At 39.2% G+C, this 17,998-nt stretch carries 22 protein-coding genes and 1 riboswitch; of the genes, 20 read left to right on the forward strand and 2 right to left on the reverse strand.

From position 1 onward, the window contains the following. The first annotated feature begins 113 nt into the window (after nt 1-113). The 5 genes from ACMX9J_RS00725 (at nt 114) to ACMX9J_RS00745 (ending at nt 5,015) form a co-directional block, all read left to right on the forward strand. Nucleotides 114-632 carry a hypothetical protein gene (locus ACMX9J_RS00725; RefSeq protein ID WP_033578762.1) on the forward strand — a complete coding sequence of 173 codons (519 nt, stop codon included), beginning with the start codon at nt 114-116 and terminating at the stop codon, nt 630-632. Nucleotides 633-693: 61 nt separating this feature from the next. Beyond that, nucleotides 694-1,170 carry a glutathione peroxidase gene (locus tag ACMX9J_RS00730; protein ID WP_028413651.1) on the forward strand — a complete coding sequence of 159 codons (477 nt, stop codon included), beginning with the start codon at nt 694-696 and terminating at the stop codon, nt 1,168-1,170. A gap of 124 nt (nt 1,171-1,294) precedes the next feature. Further along, nucleotides 1,295-1,948, forward strand: a complete 654-nt coding sequence (locus tag ACMX9J_RS00735) for an HD domain-containing protein (RefSeq protein WP_176344167.1) — start codon at nt 1,295-1,297, stop codon at nt 1,946-1,948. Further along, a complete protein-coding gene (locus ACMX9J_RS00740; RefSeq protein WP_416225309.1) occupies nt 1,929-3,827 on the forward strand; it encodes an ABC-F family ATP-binding cassette domain-containing protein in 1,899 nt (632 codons plus the stop codon). The genes ACMX9J_RS00735 and ACMX9J_RS00740 overlap by 20 nt, the downstream gene beginning before the upstream one ends. A gap of 63 nt (nt 3,828-3,890) precedes the next feature. Further along, nucleotides 3,891-5,015, forward strand: coding sequence for a conserved virulence factor C family protein (locus ACMX9J_RS00745; RefSeq protein ID WP_028413648.1), 1,125 nt, complete (start codon nt 3,891-3,893; stop codon nt 5,013-5,015). Nucleotides 5,016-5,045: 30 nt separating this feature from the next. Here ACMX9J_RS00745 and ACMX9J_RS00750 read toward each other — a convergent pair whose 3' ends face one another. Beyond that, nucleotides 5,046-5,930 (reverse strand): polysaccharide deacetylase family protein, encoded by an 885-nt coding sequence (locus ACMX9J_RS00750; RefSeq protein WP_416225310.1) that lies wholly within the window; start codon nt 5,928-5,930, stop codon nt 5,046-5,048. 241 nt (nt 5,931-6,171) lie between these two features. On the opposite strand from ACMX9J_RS00750, the gene ACMX9J_RS00755 reads away from it, so the two are divergent. The 14 genes from ACMX9J_RS00755 (at nt 6,172) to rarD (ending at nt 17,104) form a co-directional block, all read left to right on the forward strand. Continuing rightward, nucleotides 6,172-6,609 (forward strand): BrxA/BrxB family bacilliredoxin, encoded by a 438-nt coding sequence (locus tag ACMX9J_RS00755; RefSeq protein ID WP_013056693.1) that lies wholly within the window; start codon nt 6,172-6,174, stop codon nt 6,607-6,609. A gap of 134 nt (nt 6,610-6,743) precedes the next feature. Further along, nucleotides 6,744-7,523 carry a class I SAM-dependent methyltransferase gene (locus ACMX9J_RS00760; protein WP_416225678.1) on the forward strand — a complete coding sequence of 260 codons (780 nt, stop codon included), beginning with the start codon at nt 6,744-6,746 and terminating at the stop codon, nt 7,521-7,523. Nucleotides 7,524-7,902: 379 nt separating this feature from the next. Next, nucleotides 7,903-8,505 carry a YpjP family protein gene (locus tag ACMX9J_RS00765; RefSeq protein ID WP_028413645.1) on the forward strand — a complete coding sequence of 201 codons (603 nt, stop codon included), beginning with the start codon at nt 7,903-7,905 and terminating at the stop codon, nt 8,503-8,505. 188 nt (nt 8,506-8,693) lie between these two features. Further along, nucleotides 8,694-9,008, forward strand: coding sequence for a thioredoxin family protein (locus ACMX9J_RS00770; protein WP_013056696.1), 315 nt, complete (start codon nt 8,694-8,696; stop codon nt 9,006-9,008). 90 nt (nt 9,009-9,098) lie between these two features. Next, a riboswitch (cobalamin riboswitch) is annotated at nt 9,099-9,232 on the forward strand. A 258-nt stretch (nt 9,233-9,490) separates the two neighbouring features. Beyond that, nucleotides 9,491-10,450 (forward strand): ABC transporter substrate-binding protein, encoded by a 960-nt coding sequence (locus ACMX9J_RS00775; protein WP_416225311.1) that lies wholly within the window; start codon nt 9,491-9,493, stop codon nt 10,448-10,450. 88 nt (nt 10,451-10,538) lie between these two features. Then, on the forward strand, nt 10,539-11,147 hold the full coding sequence (locus ACMX9J_RS00780; protein ID WP_034269343.1) for an adenosylcobinamide amidohydrolase: 609 nt from the start codon (nt 10,539-10,541) through the stop codon (nt 11,145-11,147). 4 nt (nt 11,148-11,151) lie between these two features. Then, the gene (cbiB, locus tag ACMX9J_RS00785; RefSeq protein WP_033578767.1) at nt 11,152-12,138 is read left to right on the forward strand and encodes an adenosylcobinamide-phosphate synthase CbiB; all 987 of its coding nucleotides are present in this window, start codon (nt 11,152-11,154) and stop codon (nt 12,136-12,138) included. Next, entirely contained in the window at nt 12,113-13,192 is a 1,080-nt protein-coding gene (gene cobD / locus ACMX9J_RS00790) for a threonine-phosphate decarboxylase CobD (RefSeq protein ID WP_034269340.1), read from the forward strand. The genes cbiB and cobD overlap by 26 nt, the downstream gene beginning before the upstream one ends. Continuing rightward, entirely contained in the window at nt 13,189-13,749 is a 561-nt protein-coding gene (locus tag ACMX9J_RS00795; protein ID WP_416225312.1) for a bifunctional adenosylcobinamide kinase/adenosylcobinamide-phosphate guanylyltransferase, read from the forward strand. Before cobD ends, ACMX9J_RS00795 begins: the two co-directional genes overlap by 4 nt. Continuing rightward, on the forward strand, nt 13,746-14,519 hold the full coding sequence (cobS, locus tag ACMX9J_RS00800) for an adenosylcobinamide-GDP ribazoletransferase (protein WP_416225313.1): 774 nt from the start codon (nt 13,746-13,748) through the stop codon (nt 14,517-14,519). Before ACMX9J_RS00795 ends, cobS begins: the two co-directional genes overlap by 4 nt. Further along, on the forward strand, nt 14,477-15,091 hold the full coding sequence (locus tag ACMX9J_RS00805) for a histidine phosphatase family protein (protein ID WP_028413638.1): 615 nt from the start codon (nt 14,477-14,479) through the stop codon (nt 15,089-15,091). The genes cobS and ACMX9J_RS00805 overlap by 43 nt, the downstream gene beginning before the upstream one ends. Further along, nucleotides 15,043-15,468 carry a bifunctional adenosylcobinamide kinase/adenosylcobinamide-phosphate guanylyltransferase gene (locus ACMX9J_RS00810; RefSeq protein WP_033578770.1) on the forward strand — a complete coding sequence of 142 codons (426 nt, stop codon included), beginning with the start codon at nt 15,043-15,045 and terminating at the stop codon, nt 15,466-15,468. Before ACMX9J_RS00805 ends, ACMX9J_RS00810 begins: the two co-directional genes overlap by 49 nt. Continuing rightward, nucleotides 15,465-16,034 carry a cob(I)yrinic acid a,c-diamide adenosyltransferase gene (locus tag ACMX9J_RS00815; RefSeq protein WP_028413636.1) on the forward strand — a complete coding sequence of 190 codons (570 nt, stop codon included), beginning with the start codon at nt 15,465-15,467 and terminating at the stop codon, nt 16,032-16,034. Before ACMX9J_RS00810 ends, ACMX9J_RS00815 begins: the two co-directional genes overlap by 4 nt. Nucleotides 16,035-16,177: 143 nt before the next feature. Then, nucleotides 16,178-17,104: an EamA family transporter RarD gene (rarD, locus tag ACMX9J_RS00820; protein WP_033578771.1), complete on the forward strand. Its 927-nt coding sequence runs from the start codon at nt 16,178-16,180 to the stop codon at nt 17,102-17,104. Between the two features lie 91 nt (nt 17,105-17,195). Here rarD and ACMX9J_RS00825 read toward each other — a convergent pair whose 3' ends face one another. Beyond that, nucleotides 17,196-17,522 carry a MerR family transcriptional regulator gene (locus tag ACMX9J_RS00825; protein WP_013082852.1) on the reverse strand — a complete coding sequence of 109 codons (327 nt, stop codon included), beginning with the start codon at nt 17,520-17,522 and terminating at the stop codon, nt 17,196-17,198. Nucleotides 17,523-17,816: 294 nt separating this feature from the next. Here ACMX9J_RS00825 and ACMX9J_RS00830 point away from each other — a divergent pair, with 294 nt between their 5' ends. After that, on the forward strand, nt 17,817-17,975 hold the full coding sequence (locus tag ACMX9J_RS00830) for a hypothetical protein (protein WP_013056708.1): 159 nt from the start codon (nt 17,817-17,819) through the stop codon (nt 17,973-17,975). The last annotated feature ends 23 nt before the right edge of the window (nt 17,976-17,998 follow it).

A 17,998-nucleotide genomic window follows, 5' to 3' on the forward strand; every position in this document is an offset into this window, starting at 1 on the left:
GGCATCGCTTTTCTTATGAGATAAAACAAAATAACAGGTATGTTATGAATTAATTTGGCAAGAAAGAAGAAGAGCTGACTGTTCGTATTTTATAAAAAAAGGAAGTAGTTGAAATGTTTGATCCAATTGTATTTGATAATTTAAAAGTGGTTGTAGAAGGAGAGATCTATGATCTTGACTTATCTGGGCAAGTATCTGTTACAAATCGCGAAGATTTTGTAGACTTAGCTCAGTTTACTCGAACGTACCGCATTTCTTTTCAACAGCATTTTTGCTGTACCGCGTCGCTAACTTTATCAACCGACTTAGATAATATTCATGCGGAATTAACGCCTTCCCGTGTAGAAAAACCAGGTTGTACAGTTTATATTCATTTTCAGCTGAAAAAACAAAAACCGTTTGAAGAAGCTGAGTTTAGAAACATACAGGAAATGTGTGAAAGGATCTGGGGAACAACAAGAGTGGTTAAGCAGCGTATTACTCATGAAGTTGGAGGAAACGAATATGAAAACAATATTGCGGTAACCTTTAACCGATTCATTTACGAAGATCAAGTAGGAGATTTAATCGAAATGATTGATTATATGCTGCAAACGACTGATCAGCTAAAGGTTCTTTACGACAAATCATAAGAGCGTTTCAGTTGTACTTCAGAAATAAAGTGAATTACAATAGGGAAAAGGAGGCGTTTTAATGAGCGTGTATGAATACTCTGCAAAAACAATTAAAGACGAAGACGTATCACTATCTAACTATCAAGGTGACGTACTGTTGATTGTGAATACAGCTAGCAAATGCGGCTTCACCCCTCAATATAAAGATTTACAGGCGCTGTATGAAGAAGAAAAAGAAAACGGTCTAACGGTTCTAGGTTTTCCTTGCAATCAATTTGGTGGTCAAGAGCCAGGAAGTTCAAATGATATTGAACAATTTTGCGAGTTAAACTACGGCGTTTCGTTTCCAATGTTTGCAAAAGTAGATGTAAAAGGTGAGCATGCACATCCGTTATTTGCATACTTAACGGAACAAGCACCTGGCCTGCTAGGTTCTAAAGCGATAAAGTGGAATTTCACAAAGTTTTTAGTGAATCGTCAAGGTGAAGTCGTGAAGCGATACGCACCTCAAACTGCACCAAAAGATATTCAAAAAGATATAAAAGAATTGCTGTAAAAGCAGGTGGGTCTCCATCTGTTTTTTATTTTTCAGCCAGGGTTTTCAAAGGGTGCTCAGCTGTCAGTGAGACGAGCGCCTTACTTTGTGCTAAAATAATGGTGGATATAATTGAGGTGAGCAAATGAACAAAATAGAAAAGACGGAAAAGTGGGTTCAAGCAAAGCTTGCACATGACACGACGGGACATGACTGGCAGCATATCGATCGCGTGCGTCGAAATGCAGTGCTTTTATATAAAAAAGAAGGCGGCAATCGGGAAGTGATTGAACTAGCCGCGCTTTTACACGACGTTGTAGATGATAAGCTAGTGGAAGATGTTGAAAAGGCGTACGAAGAAGTGCGGGAGTGGCTGAAGAGTCAGCGCGTAGAAGAAGAGAACTGCAAGCATATCGTTCACATTTTACAAACGATGTCATTTAAAGGCGGAAACCGTCCGGCTATGGCTACGCTTGAAGGTCAAATTGTTCAAGATGCAGATCGTTTAGATGCGATCGGTGCAATTGGTATCGCACGTACGTTTATGTATGCAGGTGCTAAAGGCACGGCCCTGTATGATAAAAACATTGCTGTACGAAGTGAGATGACAGAGGAAGAATACAGACACGGAAAATCAACGGCTATTGCTCATTTTTATGAAAAGTTGTTAAAGCTGACTGCGTTAATGAATACTCAAACAGCACGGTCTCTAGCGCAAGAGCGACATACATATATGAAAGAATTTTTAGTTCAATTTAAGAAAGAGTGGAATTATCATTATGAAAATGCTGACTGTTGAAAACTTAACAAAAACATATGGAGAAAAAGAGCTGTTTCATCAGCTAACGTTTACAATTACGGAAAATGAGCGAATCGGCTTAATTGGTGTAAACGGAACAGGAAAATCGACGCTTCTTAAAATTATCGCAGGTCTAGAGCTGGGAGATGAAGGGGATATTGTTCATGCTAAAGACTACAGCGTGACATATTTACCTCAGCATCCGGATTTTGATGAAGACTTAACGGTTTTAGAGCAAGTTTTCAGCGGAGATACGCCCCTTCTTAATTTATTAAAAAACTATGAGCTGGCTCTGTATGCGTTAGAGCAAGATTCTGCAAACGAGAAGAACCAGCAGACACTGTATGATTTACAGCAGAAAATGGATGCGATGAACGCGTGGGAAGCCAATTCTAACGCACAGTCGATCTTAACGAAGCTGGGAATTTCAAATATGAGTGCAAAAATCGGCGAGCTTTCAGGTGGACAGAAAAAGCGCGTGTCAATTGCCCAAAGCCTAATTCAAACACCTGATTTATTAATTTTAGATGAGCCGACTAACCACTTGGATTATGAGACCGTTAAATGGCTCGAAGAATATTTATCCAAATATCAAGGAGCCGTATTGCTTGTTACTCATGATCGCTATTTCTTGGATGCTGTTACAAACCGAATTTTTGAATTAGACGGTGGAAATTTATATAGCTATAAAGGAAACTATGCTGCTTTTCTAGAAGGAAAAGCGATTCGAGAAGAGCAGGAAAAAGCAACTCAAGCAAAATTAAGCAACTTATTTCGCAATGAATTGGCTTGGATTCGCCGAGGAGCAAAAGCGCGTACGACTAAACAAAAAGCGCGTATTCAGCGATTTGATGAATTAGAAGGAAAACTCGATTCTTCTGAAAAAGAATCATTGGATTTAAGTTTAGCAGGCAGCCGCCTTGGGAAAAAAGTGTTTGAATTAAAAGATGTGTCTAAGACGTATGAAAATAAAATCATTCTTTCAGACTTTACGCACATCGTGAAAAAACAAGACCGAATTGGAATTGTCGGTAAGAACGGAAGCGGAAAGTCTACCCTATTGAATATGATTGCAGGACGCATTGAGCCGGACAGCGGTGAAATTGACAGAGGACAAACGGTTAAAATTGCTTACTATACTCAAGAAAGCGATGATATGGACTTGAATCAACGCATGCTTGATTATATTAAAGAATCGGCAGAAGTTGTGCATACGACGGATGGGAAAATGATCTCTGCATCGCAAATGCTTGAGAGATTTCTATTTCCTTCACATACGCACGGAACACCGATTCAAAAGTTGTCCGGAGGAGAGCGCCGTCGTTTATATTTATTGAAATTGTTGATGACATCGCCAAATGTTTTACTGCTAGATGAGCCGACTAATGATTTGGATACTCAAACGCTAACGGTGCTTGAAGACTACCTCGAAGAATTTCCAGGTGTTGTTATCACGGTATCGCATGATCGCTATTTCTTAGATAAAGTAGCAGATTACTTACTTGTCTTTGAAGGAGAAGGAAACATTTCGACTTATTTTGGCGCTTATACAGATCAATTAGAAGAAGCGGTGAAAAAGAAGCAGGCAATGGCTCAGCAGGCTAAAGTGAAAGAAGAAAAGCCAAAACAGCCGGAGAAAACGAAAAAGCGTCGCTTAACGTATAAAGAACAAAAAGAATGGGAAGAAATCGAAGATCATATTGCAGCAAAAGAAGAAGAAATTGAACGCTTAACAAGTGAAATTGAACAGGTGGGCAGCGATTATACAAAAGCGCATAACCTATCGTTAGAACAAGAAAAAGCAAATGAAGAATTAAATGCACTGCTTGATCGCTGGGCAGAGCTTTCAGAGCTGATTGAAGAAATTGAAAACGCGTAAACAAGTCGTTAGACTGAGTATAAGCCACATGCTACAATTTTAATGAGAGGAGTACGATACGATATGAACATTAAATCAATTGAGCCAACGCCAAGTCCGAATACAATGAAAATTAATTTAGACGAAGTGCTATCAGGCGGAAAAAGCAATAACTATACGGAAAAAAATGCTGAAGCAGCGCCTGAAGTTGTTCAAGATATCTTGAAAGTAGAAGGGGTAAAAGGAGTCTATCACGTAGCGGACTTCTTAGCAGTAGAGCGAAATGCTAAATATGACTGGAAGCAAATTTTGCCGCAAGTTCGTGCAGCGTTTGGTGAAGATTTGCAGAGTAACAGCGAACAGCACAAAATGAATGAGCATTTTGGTGAGGTCAATGTGTCCGTTCAAATGTTCAAAAACGTACCAATGCAAGTTAAGCTAACGGATGGAAATGAAGAAAAGCGATTTGGTCTGCCTGAACGATTCGCAAAAGCGGTAGCAGAGCTTCAAAGCTTTTCAGATAATGTAGTGTTAGAACGGAAATGGAAAGAACAAGGCGTTCGTTACGGAGAGTTAGCGGCTATCGGAGACGAAGTAGTGGAAGAATTAGCAGCAGCATATCCGCAAGAAAGATTAACTCGCCTTGTAGCCAATGCACAAGAAGAAAAAGAAGGCGGAAAAACGGTACAGCCGCGTAAAACCTATAAGGTTACAGAAGAGATGCTAGAAGACAACGATTGGTCAGTGCGCTATGCCCATTTAGAACAAATGGATCCAACAGAAGCTGATTTAGACGTTTTAAATAAAGCGCTTGATGATGAAAAAGCATCTATTCGCCGCTTAGCTACGGTCTACTTAGGAATGATTGAATCAAAAGCGGTACTGCCTTATTTATACAAAGCATTAAAAGATAAATCAGTCACTGTGCGCCGTACTGCTGGAGACTGCATGTCGGATTTAGGTTTTGAAGAAGGTATTCCGGCAATGTGTGAAGCCCTTGGTGATAAAAACAAGCTTGTGCGCTGGCGTGCAGCGATGTATTTATACGAGGTAGGGGATGAGACGGCTCTTCCTGCATTAAAAGCAGCAGAGAATGACAAAGAATTTGAGGTAGATTTACAAATCAAGCTAGCGATTGAACGTATCGAAGGCGGAGAAGAAGCAAAAGGTTCTGTTTGGAAACAAATGACGGAAAGCAGAAAAGCATAAAAAAAGATCATTCACGTGAATGATCTTTTTTTATGACTGTTTTGCAGCGGGAGTTGGAAACTGCATAGGCTGCATCGTGTTATCAATTTTAATAGGCTGATAACCGGACTGTTTTAAGTAAGTCAAAATAGTCGGCAGAGACTGTGCCGTAAAGGATTTGTCATGAAATAAAATGACGGGTGTTCTTCCGTTGGAGTTAACCCCTTGAATATGAGGTTCAAGGCCCTGAATAATTCTAGGTGCAGAACGAAGTGCCCAGTCTTCACTGTCTACATTCCAGTCCCATAATTTAAAGTGGCTTAGCAACTCTGTACGGTGCGGCTCTTTTAAATAAGGAACGCTGCCGTAAGGAACGCGGATTAACTTACTGTCAACACCGGTTACTTTCTTAACTGTCGCTTGACACTCCTGCATTTCTTTTAACGCGGCGCCGTCTTCACTATACATGACATGAATATCATGAGAGACGCCGTGACAGCCGATGGCATGTCCTTCCTGTGCTACTTTTTTAGCAATTTCAGGGTGAGCGTCAATTTGATACTTTAACATAAAGAAAGTTGCTTTTACGTTGTATTGACGCAAAGCATCTAAAATGTGAAGGGTATCAGGCGTTGGGCCATCGTCAAACGTAAGGTAAACAGGCTGTGTAAGAGCTTGATTTTGATCGTTCACGGTATTTCCTACATACATATTATGGTGAAGTGTATTAAGCAGCTTCTCAGGTTGTGCTGAAGATGCAGCTTCTTTCAGCGGCAATGAAGTAGATGCTAAGACTTGCTGAGATGCAGCGGATTCACTTCCTTTGGCTTCTGTAATAAAAAATAAAGAAGCGACGATCACTAACACTAAAGACAAAAATGCATAAAATCGTTTGTTTGGCTTAAATCGTTTGTTCGGTTTAAATCGCTGGTTCAATTTGAAAATCCTTTCTACTAAACTACTATTTACTACTATAGTACAAAAAATGGAATATTAATAGTAAAAATCGACATTTTTATGGAAAAAAATTAGATGATATGACCCGGTTTTAATCTTTTTTTGTCAAATGAAAAAGGAGAACGTGACAGCGATAAGGATTTGAAGAGTGAGTAGCTAGATTTTTCCTGGTTTTTATAGTATGCTTTTAGCGTGAATGATTGTTAGGAGGAATGTTAATATGTCAATGGCATATGAAGAATATATGCGTCAGTTAGTTAAACCAATGCGTCAAGAATTAACTCAAGCTGGTTATGAAGAATTAACAACAGAGGAAGCCGTAGTTGATTTTATGGAAAACGTAGAAGGAACGACTTTTGTTGTCGTTAATTCAGTTTGTGGATGCGCTGCTGGTTTAGCACGTCCTGCAGCAACGCAAGCGTACTTACAGTCTGAGCAAAAACCAGATCAAGTGGTAACTGTTTTTGCCGGTCAAGATAAGGAAGCAACAGCTAAAATGCGTGAATATTTTGGGGACATTGAGCCTTCATCACCGTCTATGGCACTTTTAAAAGGAAAAGAAGTTGTTCATTTTATTCCTCGACATGAAATTGAAGGTCAGCCGTTAGAAGTTATTTTTGAAAACATTTTAAATGGCTTTAAGCAGCACTGTTCATAAAATGTCCTGCTTTTGTCACATCTAGTATATAGATTTTTAAAGAAAAATCGCATATACTTTATAAGAAAAAGGATGTCTATCGGCATCCTTTTTCTTTATGTAAATAGCCAAACAGTGTAGGGGGAGTTATGAAAGTGATTGTTACGACTGCTGGTCGAACAAATGAACAGATGATTATAAAAGCCAAACAAGTAGCCGCTGATTTAAGTATACCTTTTGTAACAAGAGAGAAGAAATCTGTCGCAGATCTTCAAAATCTTGAAGCGGCAGACGTGCTGGTTGTCGGTAAAAATAGAGTAGAATTGCACGTCCAAAATGAAGAAGAACCTATTTTTTTTCATCCAAATTCCGCTATGTTTAGAGTGAAGAGATGGCTGCGCGGAGAACGTGATCCGTTTATTGAAGCCGCTAGTTTGGAAAACGGAATGAGCGTGCTTGACTGTACACTTGGTCTTGCATCGGATAGTATGATGGCGAGCGCAGCGGTAGGGAAAAGCGGGAAAGTTGTCGGACTAGAAGGCAACCGCTATGTAGCTTATTTAGTCAAACAAGGACTTTTAAATTGGGAAAGTGACGTACAAGAGTTGAATGATGCAATGAAGCGTATAAACGTGGTTCATCAAAATTTTGAATCGTTTTTGGCGTGTTGTGAAGATAATTCTTTTGATGTTGTCTACTTTGATCCTATGTTTCAAGAACAAATTGAGGAATCGAATGGAATTAACGGTATTAAAGCAATAGCACTGTATACCACGCTGACGCCAATGGCTATACAAGAAGCAAAAAGAGTAGCCAAACAAAAGGTCGTGCTAAAAGATCATTGGAAAAGCAGTCGTTTTAAAGAGCATGGATTTACTGTGCAAAAACGAAAAACATCAAAATTTCATTACGGGACAATTGATATACAAAAATAACCAAAAAAGTAAAATTAATTACGCTCATTGAAAAGACTTCCAAAACCTTTTAGGAATTAAAAAGTTTTGGAAGTTTTTTTATGAATTTCATCTAAAGTTCATAAAAGTATGATATATTTTTGAACATAAAAATACTTTTGTGTTTAAGCATCCAGCAAAAAAGGAATATCTTGTATAGGTTTCCGCTCGGTGTGACAACCTCAAACAGAAGAAGGAAGGTGGTAACTGAAAAGTCGTCAAATGCCCGTAGACAGCATAAATGAATAAGCAAATATAGGTAAAAAATTAATAAGTATGTTACAATACCTAGTGAGTTATGATAATGAATTTTACAATATGAAAAGACCATATGGGAAAAGATGAGAAAGGAAAGATACGAATGCCTAGATGGATAAAAAGAATGCTAATTGTATTTATTACAGTATTTACATTTGGGCTTGTCACTCCACCAGAATATTTATACGTTGATGATGCAAAAGCGGACAAGCAACATAAAGCAGGGTATGTAAGAGAAACAACTCCTGTCACAGCTGTTATAGAAGATATTCATTTGCCATATGAAGAACCAAAATATGAAGACGTTTCATCATTTGTTACGTATGCAATGGAATCAGCTGAAAAACAGTCAGTGGAAAAATTCGGAACAAAAATTGGTCCTGTCATTGAAGATGAATTTCGTCAAGCAGTGTTACCTAAAATTGAAGAAGTGCTGACCGACATTGGCACTGAACGTGAACAGTCAATTCAGAATCTCGAGATAAGCGAGCACCCTGCTGCTGGCTACGGTGAAAAGATTTTCCATGTATATGACCGGGAAACCGGTCAGGACTTAATACGGTTTCATGTACGGCGTGAAAATCCTCCAAAAGATGGATACTGGTTTAATTTTCACTATCATGCGGCCGCAGATAATTTTCAAAAGCATTATGATTTAGGGAAAATTTATTGGAACCGAAACATGCCGCCTAAGTGGTTCAGCTGATAATAGACACAACATTCTACAATTTCGAAATGTTAGCTTTTTTAAGCTAGCATTTTTTTACGTCTAAAACCGTTATGGTCTAAATAAGCTGAAACATTAGCACAACGATAAAAAAATCGTTTATAATGAAGTCAGACTTCTTACTATAGAATTGTAGGAAGGAACGAATAGACGCTGGAGGTAACACAATGAAACAATTTACGGAAGAAAAACAATTTCGCGAACAAATTAAGAATGAAACACTAAGCGTTGGGATTTTTACGACAACGTGGTGTCCTGATTGCAAACGTTTGGATATGTTTATTGATGAAATCGTTGACGAAAATACAGATAAAGCATGGTTTAAAATTGACAAGGATGAGTTTGAAGAACTTTCTGCTGAAAACAATGTAATGGGTATTCCTTCTCTTCTTGTATATAAAAACGGTGAAAAAATTGCGCACCTGCACAGTGCAAATGCTAAAACGCCTGAAGCGGTCCGTGAATTTTTAGCAACTCTTTAATTCCCTAAGCTGCGAGAGCATTCTCGCAGCTTTTTTTGTGAGAATGGCTATTTCCATTTTTCGATGAGTGGGGTATACTAGGACAAGTGAATAATCGTAAAGCAATAAGGTCTCAATTTAAAGATTGAGTGAAAAGGGAAGTCTGGTGAAAAACCAGCGCGGTCCCGCCACTGTAAGCGCTTTGTGCGTAAGTCAGGAGACCTGCCTTATTGTTAGCTGTGAAACCTTCGAGGAAGGGTGAAGCAGGGTAATGAACATACATATCAAGTATAGTGAACGGATTCTTTTCCTGCTTATCTTGACGTTACCTGCTTTGCTTTCAATTGAAAGTAAAGCTTTTTTATTTTGAAGCTGCTGCCGAGCAGTATACATAGTCAAAGCGGAAAAAACGGGATAGCGCTGCTTTTTGCATGATCATTTGCTTTTTCTTTAACGTGGAGGTTTCGTATTCACAATGAACAATATATAGGGGGAGTATTTAGATGAAAAAATGGCTTTCGTATTCCATTATTGCGCTGTTAGTCATCGTACTTGCTGCATGCGGTGCAGGCAGCCAAAGCAACAGTGATAAAAAAACGAAGCAAGATACAGAACAAACGTCACAAGCTGCGTTTCCAGTGAAGGTAAAAGACGCGCGTGATAAAGAAATTACGTTGAAAACACAGCCTAAGAAAATTGTTTCATTAATGCCAAGTAATACGGAGATTGTATATGCCCTTGGCCTTGAAAAAGAATTAGTCGGTGTCACAAGCAACGATGATTATCCTAAAAGCGTAAAGAAAAAAGCGCAGGTGGGAGATATGAACGTTAATGCAGAAAAAGTTATTGCTTTAAATCCTGATTTAGTGCTGGCACACGCTTCAAGTATGGGCGTTTCAGATGAAGTATTTAAACAAATTGAAAGTGCGGGTATTCCGGTATTTGTTGTAAAAGATTCAACAACGTTTGATACGGTTTATGATTCTATTACGCAAATTGGTAAATTAACGGGTAAAACAAAAGAAGCTAATCAAACAATTAAAGACATGAAAGAAAAAGTAGCTTCAATTGAGAAAAAAGCAAAAACGATTTCAAAAGAAAATCGTAAAAAAGTATGGATAGAGGTATCGGGAGCTCCTGAGATTTATACAACAGGAAAAGGTACGTTCATGAACGAAATGCTTACTATGATCGGTGCTGATAACGTAGCGGCTAGTGAAAAGGGTTGGGTTAAGTTTTCTGAAGAGCAAGTTGTTAAGTTAAACCCTGACGTTATTATCGCAACGTATGATGCAGACAAAAATGAGATTATGAAGCGTCCCGCTTGGAGCAGCATGACTGCTGTAAAAGAGGGGAACATCGAAAAGGTTGATCAAAACAAAATCAACCGCTTAGGACCTCGTATTGTAGATGGCTTAGAGGACTTAGCAAAAGCAGTATACCCTGAGGTGTACAATAAATAAAAAGAGGGACCATATTCCAGTTCGAATTGAAAAGGGGATTGGTCCCTTTTCACATCTTAAAATTGAAGAACGGCCTGAGCTTTTAATCATGAAAACCGAGACTTCTTATAAAACATACAGCTCAGGCGTTTTAGGAACAGGCATCATGGAAACGGACACCTTTTACAATCGATTTGTTCATAAAGACTATTATTCAGATACTCCTTCTTTAGAGTATGAGCAATATTTGATGAAAGAAAATGTGCGCCATGAGCAAATCGTAGGGTTGATGACAGCGGTTTGGTTAAAAGAAAGAGCGGTTTACTGTTATGAAGGCTACGGAGTAAGAGTAGCTTCCGTGATAACGGCTGGAGTAGGAAACGCAGTGGATATTACAGCTGACGAAGCTGTCCCTTTCTATTCCTCTCCCGGTACAATTAATATGTTTTTTTTCGTGGAAGGCAGGCTTACGGATGCGGCGTTTTTACAGCTTTTTATTGCCGCTACAGAAGCCAAAACAAAAACGCTGTCACAGCTGGGTGTCATAGATCCAGCTACAAAGACGATTGCTACGGGAACATCTACGGACAGTATCTCAGTTGCAGCGTCTCAGCAAGGACCATTATATGAATATGCAGGCTCTATGACCGCTTTAGGTCAAGCGGTAGCCAAGCTGGTAAAAATAAGCTTAGAGCAGGCACTTAAGGAAAAGAGGTGAAGAAATGAGTATTGCACAAGCGATGATTGCACACCTGACAGCCATGACGATTGCTCTACTCATTGACCGAATCATAGGTGACCCAGAAAATTGGCCGCATCCCGTTCGCTGGTTTGGCAAGTGGATTTATTGGATGGATTCCAGATTAAATAAAGGCGCAGGAAAACGATTCAAAGGATTGCTTCTTGTGATAAGTATGGTGGTGCTCGCAGGAGTTATTCCTTTTTTATTCCTTCATGCTTTGTACGGAGTTCATTTTATACTAGGTGTTTTAGTAGAGGGCGTAATGATTGCGACTACTATATCCACTCGTTCCTTAAGCGAAGCTGCTTATAAGGTGCAAAAGCCGCTTCAGCTAGGAGATATGGAGAAAGCTAGATATGAAGTAAGCATGATTGTGGGACGAGATACGGATCGTTTATCAGAAGGAGAAATTGCCAGAGCGACGGTAGAGACCGTGGCTGAAAATACAAGTGATGGTATTACAGCTCCGCTTTTTTATGCATTTATAGGAGGAGGAGCCCTAGCCTTTTTTTACCGAGCTATTAACACATGCGATTCAATGGTTGGGTATAAAAATGACCGCTACTTTCTGTTCGGCTATTTTAGTGCAAAAACCGATGACGTATTAAACTATATTCCAAGTCGGTTAACTGCAGTGGTAATGACCGCTGTTAATGTAGCAAAAAGCCAATATTCTCTTTGGCATGTAACGAGTTTGATTAAGCGCGATGCTAAGAAGCATCCAAGTCCAAATAGCGGATACGGGGAAAGTGCAGTGGCTGCCCTTTTAGGTATTCAACTCGGCGGGCTTAATACATATAAAGGCATAGAATCTAATCGTGCAAAAATGGGCGAACCACTCATTCCCCTGCAAGCCGGTCATATTGAACAAGCTGTTTTCATTATGAAAAGGACGGTCTATGCTACGTGGTTATTCTATCTTTTGTTAGGAGGAGTTATTAGTGCTATTACCTACACATGGAGCTAACCCCAATGTCTTTTTAAAAGCAATAGGGGCCGAGAATTTGTCGCATCTAAAAGACTTTAGCGTAAACACAAATCCTTTAGGGGCTCCCCTTGTTCTTCACGAAAAGTGGAACGAATTCAAGGAAGCTGCGTTTAGTTACCCTGATCCTGAAGTAACAGAACTAAAAAATAAACTTGCAGCTCATCATCATGTTTCCGCTGCCCAAGTGCTGCCCACAAATGGGGCCGCTGAAGCGTTTTTCCTTATTGCTTCTTTATTTTCAGGAGAGAAAGCGGGGATTGTACAGCCGACGTTTGTCGAATACGAACAGGCAAGTAAAGCGTATGGATGTGAAGTGACATACGTTCCTTTAGCTGAAGAAAATGGCTGGAGCTGGGATATAGAGTTGATTATGAGTATTCTTCCGGATATAAAAGTACTATGGATTTGTCACCCAAATAATCCAACGGGCGTTATGTATAGTCACGAGGAATGGATGAAAGTAGTAAAAGCTGCTGCTCATCATGGTACATACTTAATAATTGATGAAGCATTTATTGATTTTGTCGAACATCAGCCTTCATTTGATTCTCTTATTCTAAACTATGAACATCTCATTGTTGTGCGTTCGATGACAAAGATGTTTAATATTGCGGGGCTTCGCCTTGGCTATATTTTGGCAAATGAAAAAATCATTAGCAAGATGTCTAAAAAACAACCTCCTTGGAGTGTAAATGGATTGTCGCAGCAAGTAGGGATGATATGTGTAGATGAAAAAGATTTTGTGAAAAAAACCGTATATTATATTAAACAAGAACGAAAACGGATCTTGAGTCAACTAGAAGAATGGGGGCTTTTGGTTTCTCCGTCTCAAACAAACTATTATCTTTGCAGCGTTCCGTCTTCTATTAAAACGCGCGATTGGCTTATCTATTTAGCAAGCCGCGGTGTGGTAGCTCGGCATACTGAAAACTTCCCATTTTTAAATGGACGCTATATCCGTTTGGCTGTGAAAACGAAAGAAGAAAATGACTATTTACTTAACGTAATCAAACAAGGACTCGATGAAATATGATCATCTTTATTAGCGGAGGGGTTCGAAGCGGCAAATCACATGCAGCGGAGAACATGGTTCAAACTTTTTGTACAAAGCGCGCTGTTTATATTGCCACAAGCCGGCAAACAGATAGTGAAATGCAAAAACGTATCCAGCTTCATCAAGCAGAACGTCAAGCGGCGAACACGCCTTGGGTAACGATCGAGCAGTCTGTAGATTTACAACAAATTCTTCCAAACCTTCGAAGTGATGATACTATACTCTTGGACTGTGTCACAAACTGGCTTGCCAATGAGCTTTTTTTAACCGAAAAAAGGTGGCAAACAAAAGAAGGTAAACAAGAGGTTTTTCGTCAGATGATAGAAGCGCTCGATAAGCTGTTTGCGCAGTCTCAGACGGTCGTGCTAGTATCTAATGAACTGTTTGAAGCGGGCGTGTTAGAGGAGCCGACATATAGCTATATGCATATGTTAGGGAAATTACATCAGTATATTGTAGAAAAAGCAGATGTGGCTATTTGTGTAGAAGCGGGACTTTCCCGTTTTAAAAAAGGAAAGGAATGTGTAAGCAAATGAAAGAATGGATAGCCATACTACGAATCTCTCTTCAGTTTTTTACGATCTTACCACTGGCTAAAACCGTTCAATGGACTGAAAAAAGAACGGCACGCTCACTTTTTGTCCTGCCTTGGATTGGCATATTACTAGGTTTAATGTTTTATAGCTTTTTACAGCTGCTTCACTATTCACCTATCACTGCTATTGTTAGCAGTATTTTAGTTTTGCTTTTGCCGCTTGTTTTAACGGGTGGTCTTCATGTAGACGGGTGGATGGATGTAAGTGATGCGTATTTTTCCCATCAGTCAAAGGAAAAGAAACTGCAGATTTTAAGCGATCCGCACGTTGGGTCTTTTGCTATTCTTTCTCTTATTGTTCTGCTTCTGCTGCGCTTTAGTGCAATCTATGAATTAACGTCTCTTTCTTCTTTATCGGTTTGGGTATGTATAACCGTCTTTACACTTCCAAGAATCGGAGCCGCTTTCTTAGTTATGAGAGATAAGCCCGCTAAAGATACGGGGCTTGCTGCTTATTTTCAAAAAGGAGTCACCAAATGGTCTATTTATGCATTTATCGTCATGAGCCTATTCTTAGTTGCTATTTTCATTGTTTTTATAGACAATAAATTCATTATCTTTTTCTTTGCCGGTTTTTTATGGCTCTGGATACGGTTTTATCGTTCGCAGTTTGGTGGCGTAACAGGAGATGTTATAGGTGCAACCATTGAAGGAGGAGAAACGTTTTTATGGATAATTCTTTGGTTATCACATGTATTCGCCATGGCATGACGCTTGAAAATCAACAAAAAAAATATATAGGGTGGAGTGATCCGCCTTTAAGTATAGAAGGGAAAAATGAATTAAAAGAGCTTTCTCTAGAGCCGGAGCTCGTTATTTCCAGTGACTTAAAAAGAGCGCTAGAAACAAGTTCAATTGTTTTTCCTAAATCTCAGGTGATTAAAAGGGAAAGTTGGCGTGAGCTGCATTTTGGAGATTGGGAAGAGAAGACGTATGAAGATTTAAAAAACATACGGGCATATAGAAATTGGATCGATCACTGGGCAGAACATACGCCTCCGAATGGTGAAAGCTTCTCAGGGTTTTCAAACCGAGTTTGGGAAGCTTGGGAAGAAGCGGTCGATTTGGCGGCTAGTCAGCAATTGCGTCACATTGCTATTGTTTCACACGGCGGACCACTGCGTTTACTTGCGTCCCATTTTAAACAGACAGCGTCGCTTTGGGATGTTTCTTTTTCTTATGGAGAAGGTTTTTCAGTAACGTGCACATACAAACAGGCAAAGGAGAGAAGAGCATGCATTTCGTATTCGGCGGTGCATTTACCGGCAAAAGAAAATGGGTGAAGCAGCAGTATGCCAGTGAGTCGATAAAATGGCATTGTTTGTATGAAGACCCCGTTTTACCGGCCATTGAGTTTGAAGAAAGTTACATTGTGCTAGAAGGATTTGAGCACTATGTTAAGGAATTAATACATAGCGAGCTGGAGGCTCCGCATCTTGTTGTTAAAAAGGTCATACAGAAGTGGAGAGACAGCGGTGTATGGGAACAGTTAATAGTGATTGGAACTGAAGTCGGCAAAGGCATTGTTCCTTTAGATCCAATAGAGCGGCAGTGGAGAGATGAATGCGGGTATGCGTATCAGCATTTGGCGGCACATGCCCAGAAAGTAGATCACATTTGGTACGGAATTGCTAATCGATTGAAGGAGGAAATACAATGAACATTTACACAAAAACAGGGGACAAAGGGCAGACAAGCTTAATTGGAGGAAGAGTAAATAAAGATGATATTCGAGTGGAAGCATACGGGACGATTGATGAGCTAAATGGCTTTGTAGGTCAAGCGATTTATCAGCTGGATGAAGCAACATTAAAAGATGTAAAAGAAGAGCTAATTACGATTCAGCATGAGCTTTTTGACTGTGGAAGTGATTTAGCATTTGCAAAAGATGATCATCCGTACAAAGTAACGAATGACATGATAGCAGTACTTGAAAAGCGCATTGATGTCTATATGTCAGAAGCGCCGGCCATTGAGCGTTTTATTTTACCTGGAGGCACACCTGCAGCGACAACGCTTCATATTTGTCGGACGATTACACGCCGCGCAGAACGGCTTGTTGTTGGCGTGCAGCGTGAGCATAAAATTAATGTGGCGGTGCTTCAGTATTTAAATCGTTTATCCGATTATTTCTTTGCTGCGGCTCGAATCGCTAACGCGCGAGAAAACGTACAAGACGTAGAGTATATTCGCAGTGCCAAAGTATTTAAACAACCTAAAAAATAATGTATAAAAAACGGTCGAGCTAAAAGCGATCGTTTTTTTTTTTTTTTTTTGAGCTATTTCGATAGGCAAAATAAAGCTATAAAAAAGAGGTAAATGCATCTATAATGATAAGAGACAGAGAGATAAAGAAAAGAGGTTGAGAAATGAATCAAGATTCTAAACGAGCAGGTATTGTTTATACAGCCAGCGCTTACGTTATGTGGGGGCTTTTTCCGCTTTACTGGAAGCTTCTTGGCGAGGTGAATGCGAATGAAATACTTGCTCACCGCGTTATATGGTCATTTGTTTTTATGCTTTTACTTTTGCTTGTGACAAAGCAAATGAGTTCTTTAAAGAAGACGCTTGGTTTATTATTTCGTAATACGAAACAAGCGGTCATTTTATTTGTGGCTTCAGTGCTAATCAGCATCAACTGGTTCGTTTACATTTGGGCGGTTAACCATAATCATATTATTGAAACAAGTTTAGGTTACTACATCAATCCGCTCGTTAGTATTTTGCTTGGCATAGTCGTTTTAAAAGAGAAGCTTAATTTTTGGCAAGGTGCTTCTGTTGGATTGGCTGCTATAGGTGTTATCGTTATGACAGTTACATACGGACATATCCCATGGGTATCATTAAGCTTAGCGTTTAGCTTTGGTTTGTACGGTCTTGTAAAAAAGACTATTCAGTTAGAAGCAAAAGTAGGATTAACGATTGAAACGATGATGGTTGCACCTATTGCAGTTATTTATTTTATTTTTCTTTTAGTGAAAGGATCTTCAAGTTTTTCCCTTCAGTCGCTTGATGTGAGCGCTCTTTTAATTGGAGGCGGTGTTGCTACAGCTATGCCACTATTGTATTTCGCTAAAGGAGCCCCGCTTATTCCGCTATCGATGGTCGGTTTTTTGCAGTACATTGCTCCTACCATGACGCTTTTATTAGGGGTATTCGTGTATCACGAACCGTTTTCTAGTGTGGAAATGATTGCCTTTTTGTTCATTTGGGGCGGATCGGTGATGTTCATTTTATCTAAAACTAAGTTCATGAGTTCTCATCAGCCGAAATTCTTTAAAGGGCGTTCAGCTTAACGGACAAAAAAGCGGATATCTTTAGATATGCGCTTTTTTGTCTGCTGTAAAGAAATAAAAACGGAGACGGAAAAGTCACCGTATGTATACTTTATAGCTTCCGCTTGAAATGAGCGTTCAACTGACCTTGAAGCATTTGGTTTTTTACTTCTTTCATTTTTCTCGCTTCATCTTTTTTAGCCAGTTCTGTGCGTATTTCACTCGTTTGAACTCCTTCTTCTATACGATCGGCAATATCCATTAATCGTTCGACGTCTGAAAACGAATATTTCCGGATACCCGTATTGGTTCGGTCCGGAAAGAGCAGGCTTCTTTTCTCATAGTAGCGAATTTGTCTTTCTGATAAACCGGTTAATTCTTTTACAATCCCAATAGACATGACTTTTTTATCTCGATATGACGCTTCATTCGTAGACAATCTCCCTCACCCCTGAGTACGTAGTAGTATGTTATTATAAAGGAAAAAAATACAAAAAATTATAACATGTAATACATTCTAACATATATATGTTATATTTTTGAATTACTATGTGAGAAAAAGTGACATAAATAATGAAATAGGGAAAAGAGTCCTATAAACTAATGATTAACTCGATCCCAAGTGGTTAACCATACAGGATAAAGCCTTGTGGTTAATCACTTGCTTTCAAAATGATGAATAGAAAATAAATGTGAGAATATACATAAATTCTAAAAGGGAAGGGCGTTTTACATGGCTGTGCAACAATTGAAAAAAGAAGAGATTATTGAGCTGGCAAAAGAAATTATTGAACTCGATTTGAAAAGAGATGAAAAATTTGAAGAATTGACAGAGTTAGCCGGAAATCGTGCATATGAAATTTTGCGCAGAGTACAAAATGCCTGTTTATAAGTAATAAAAAAATCCCGCCTAGA

Source organism: Priestia sp. RMT2NF4 (genome assembly GCF_047872835.1).
Lineage (GTDB): Bacteria > Bacillota > Bacilli > Bacillales > Bacillaceae_H > Priestia > Priestia zanthoxyli.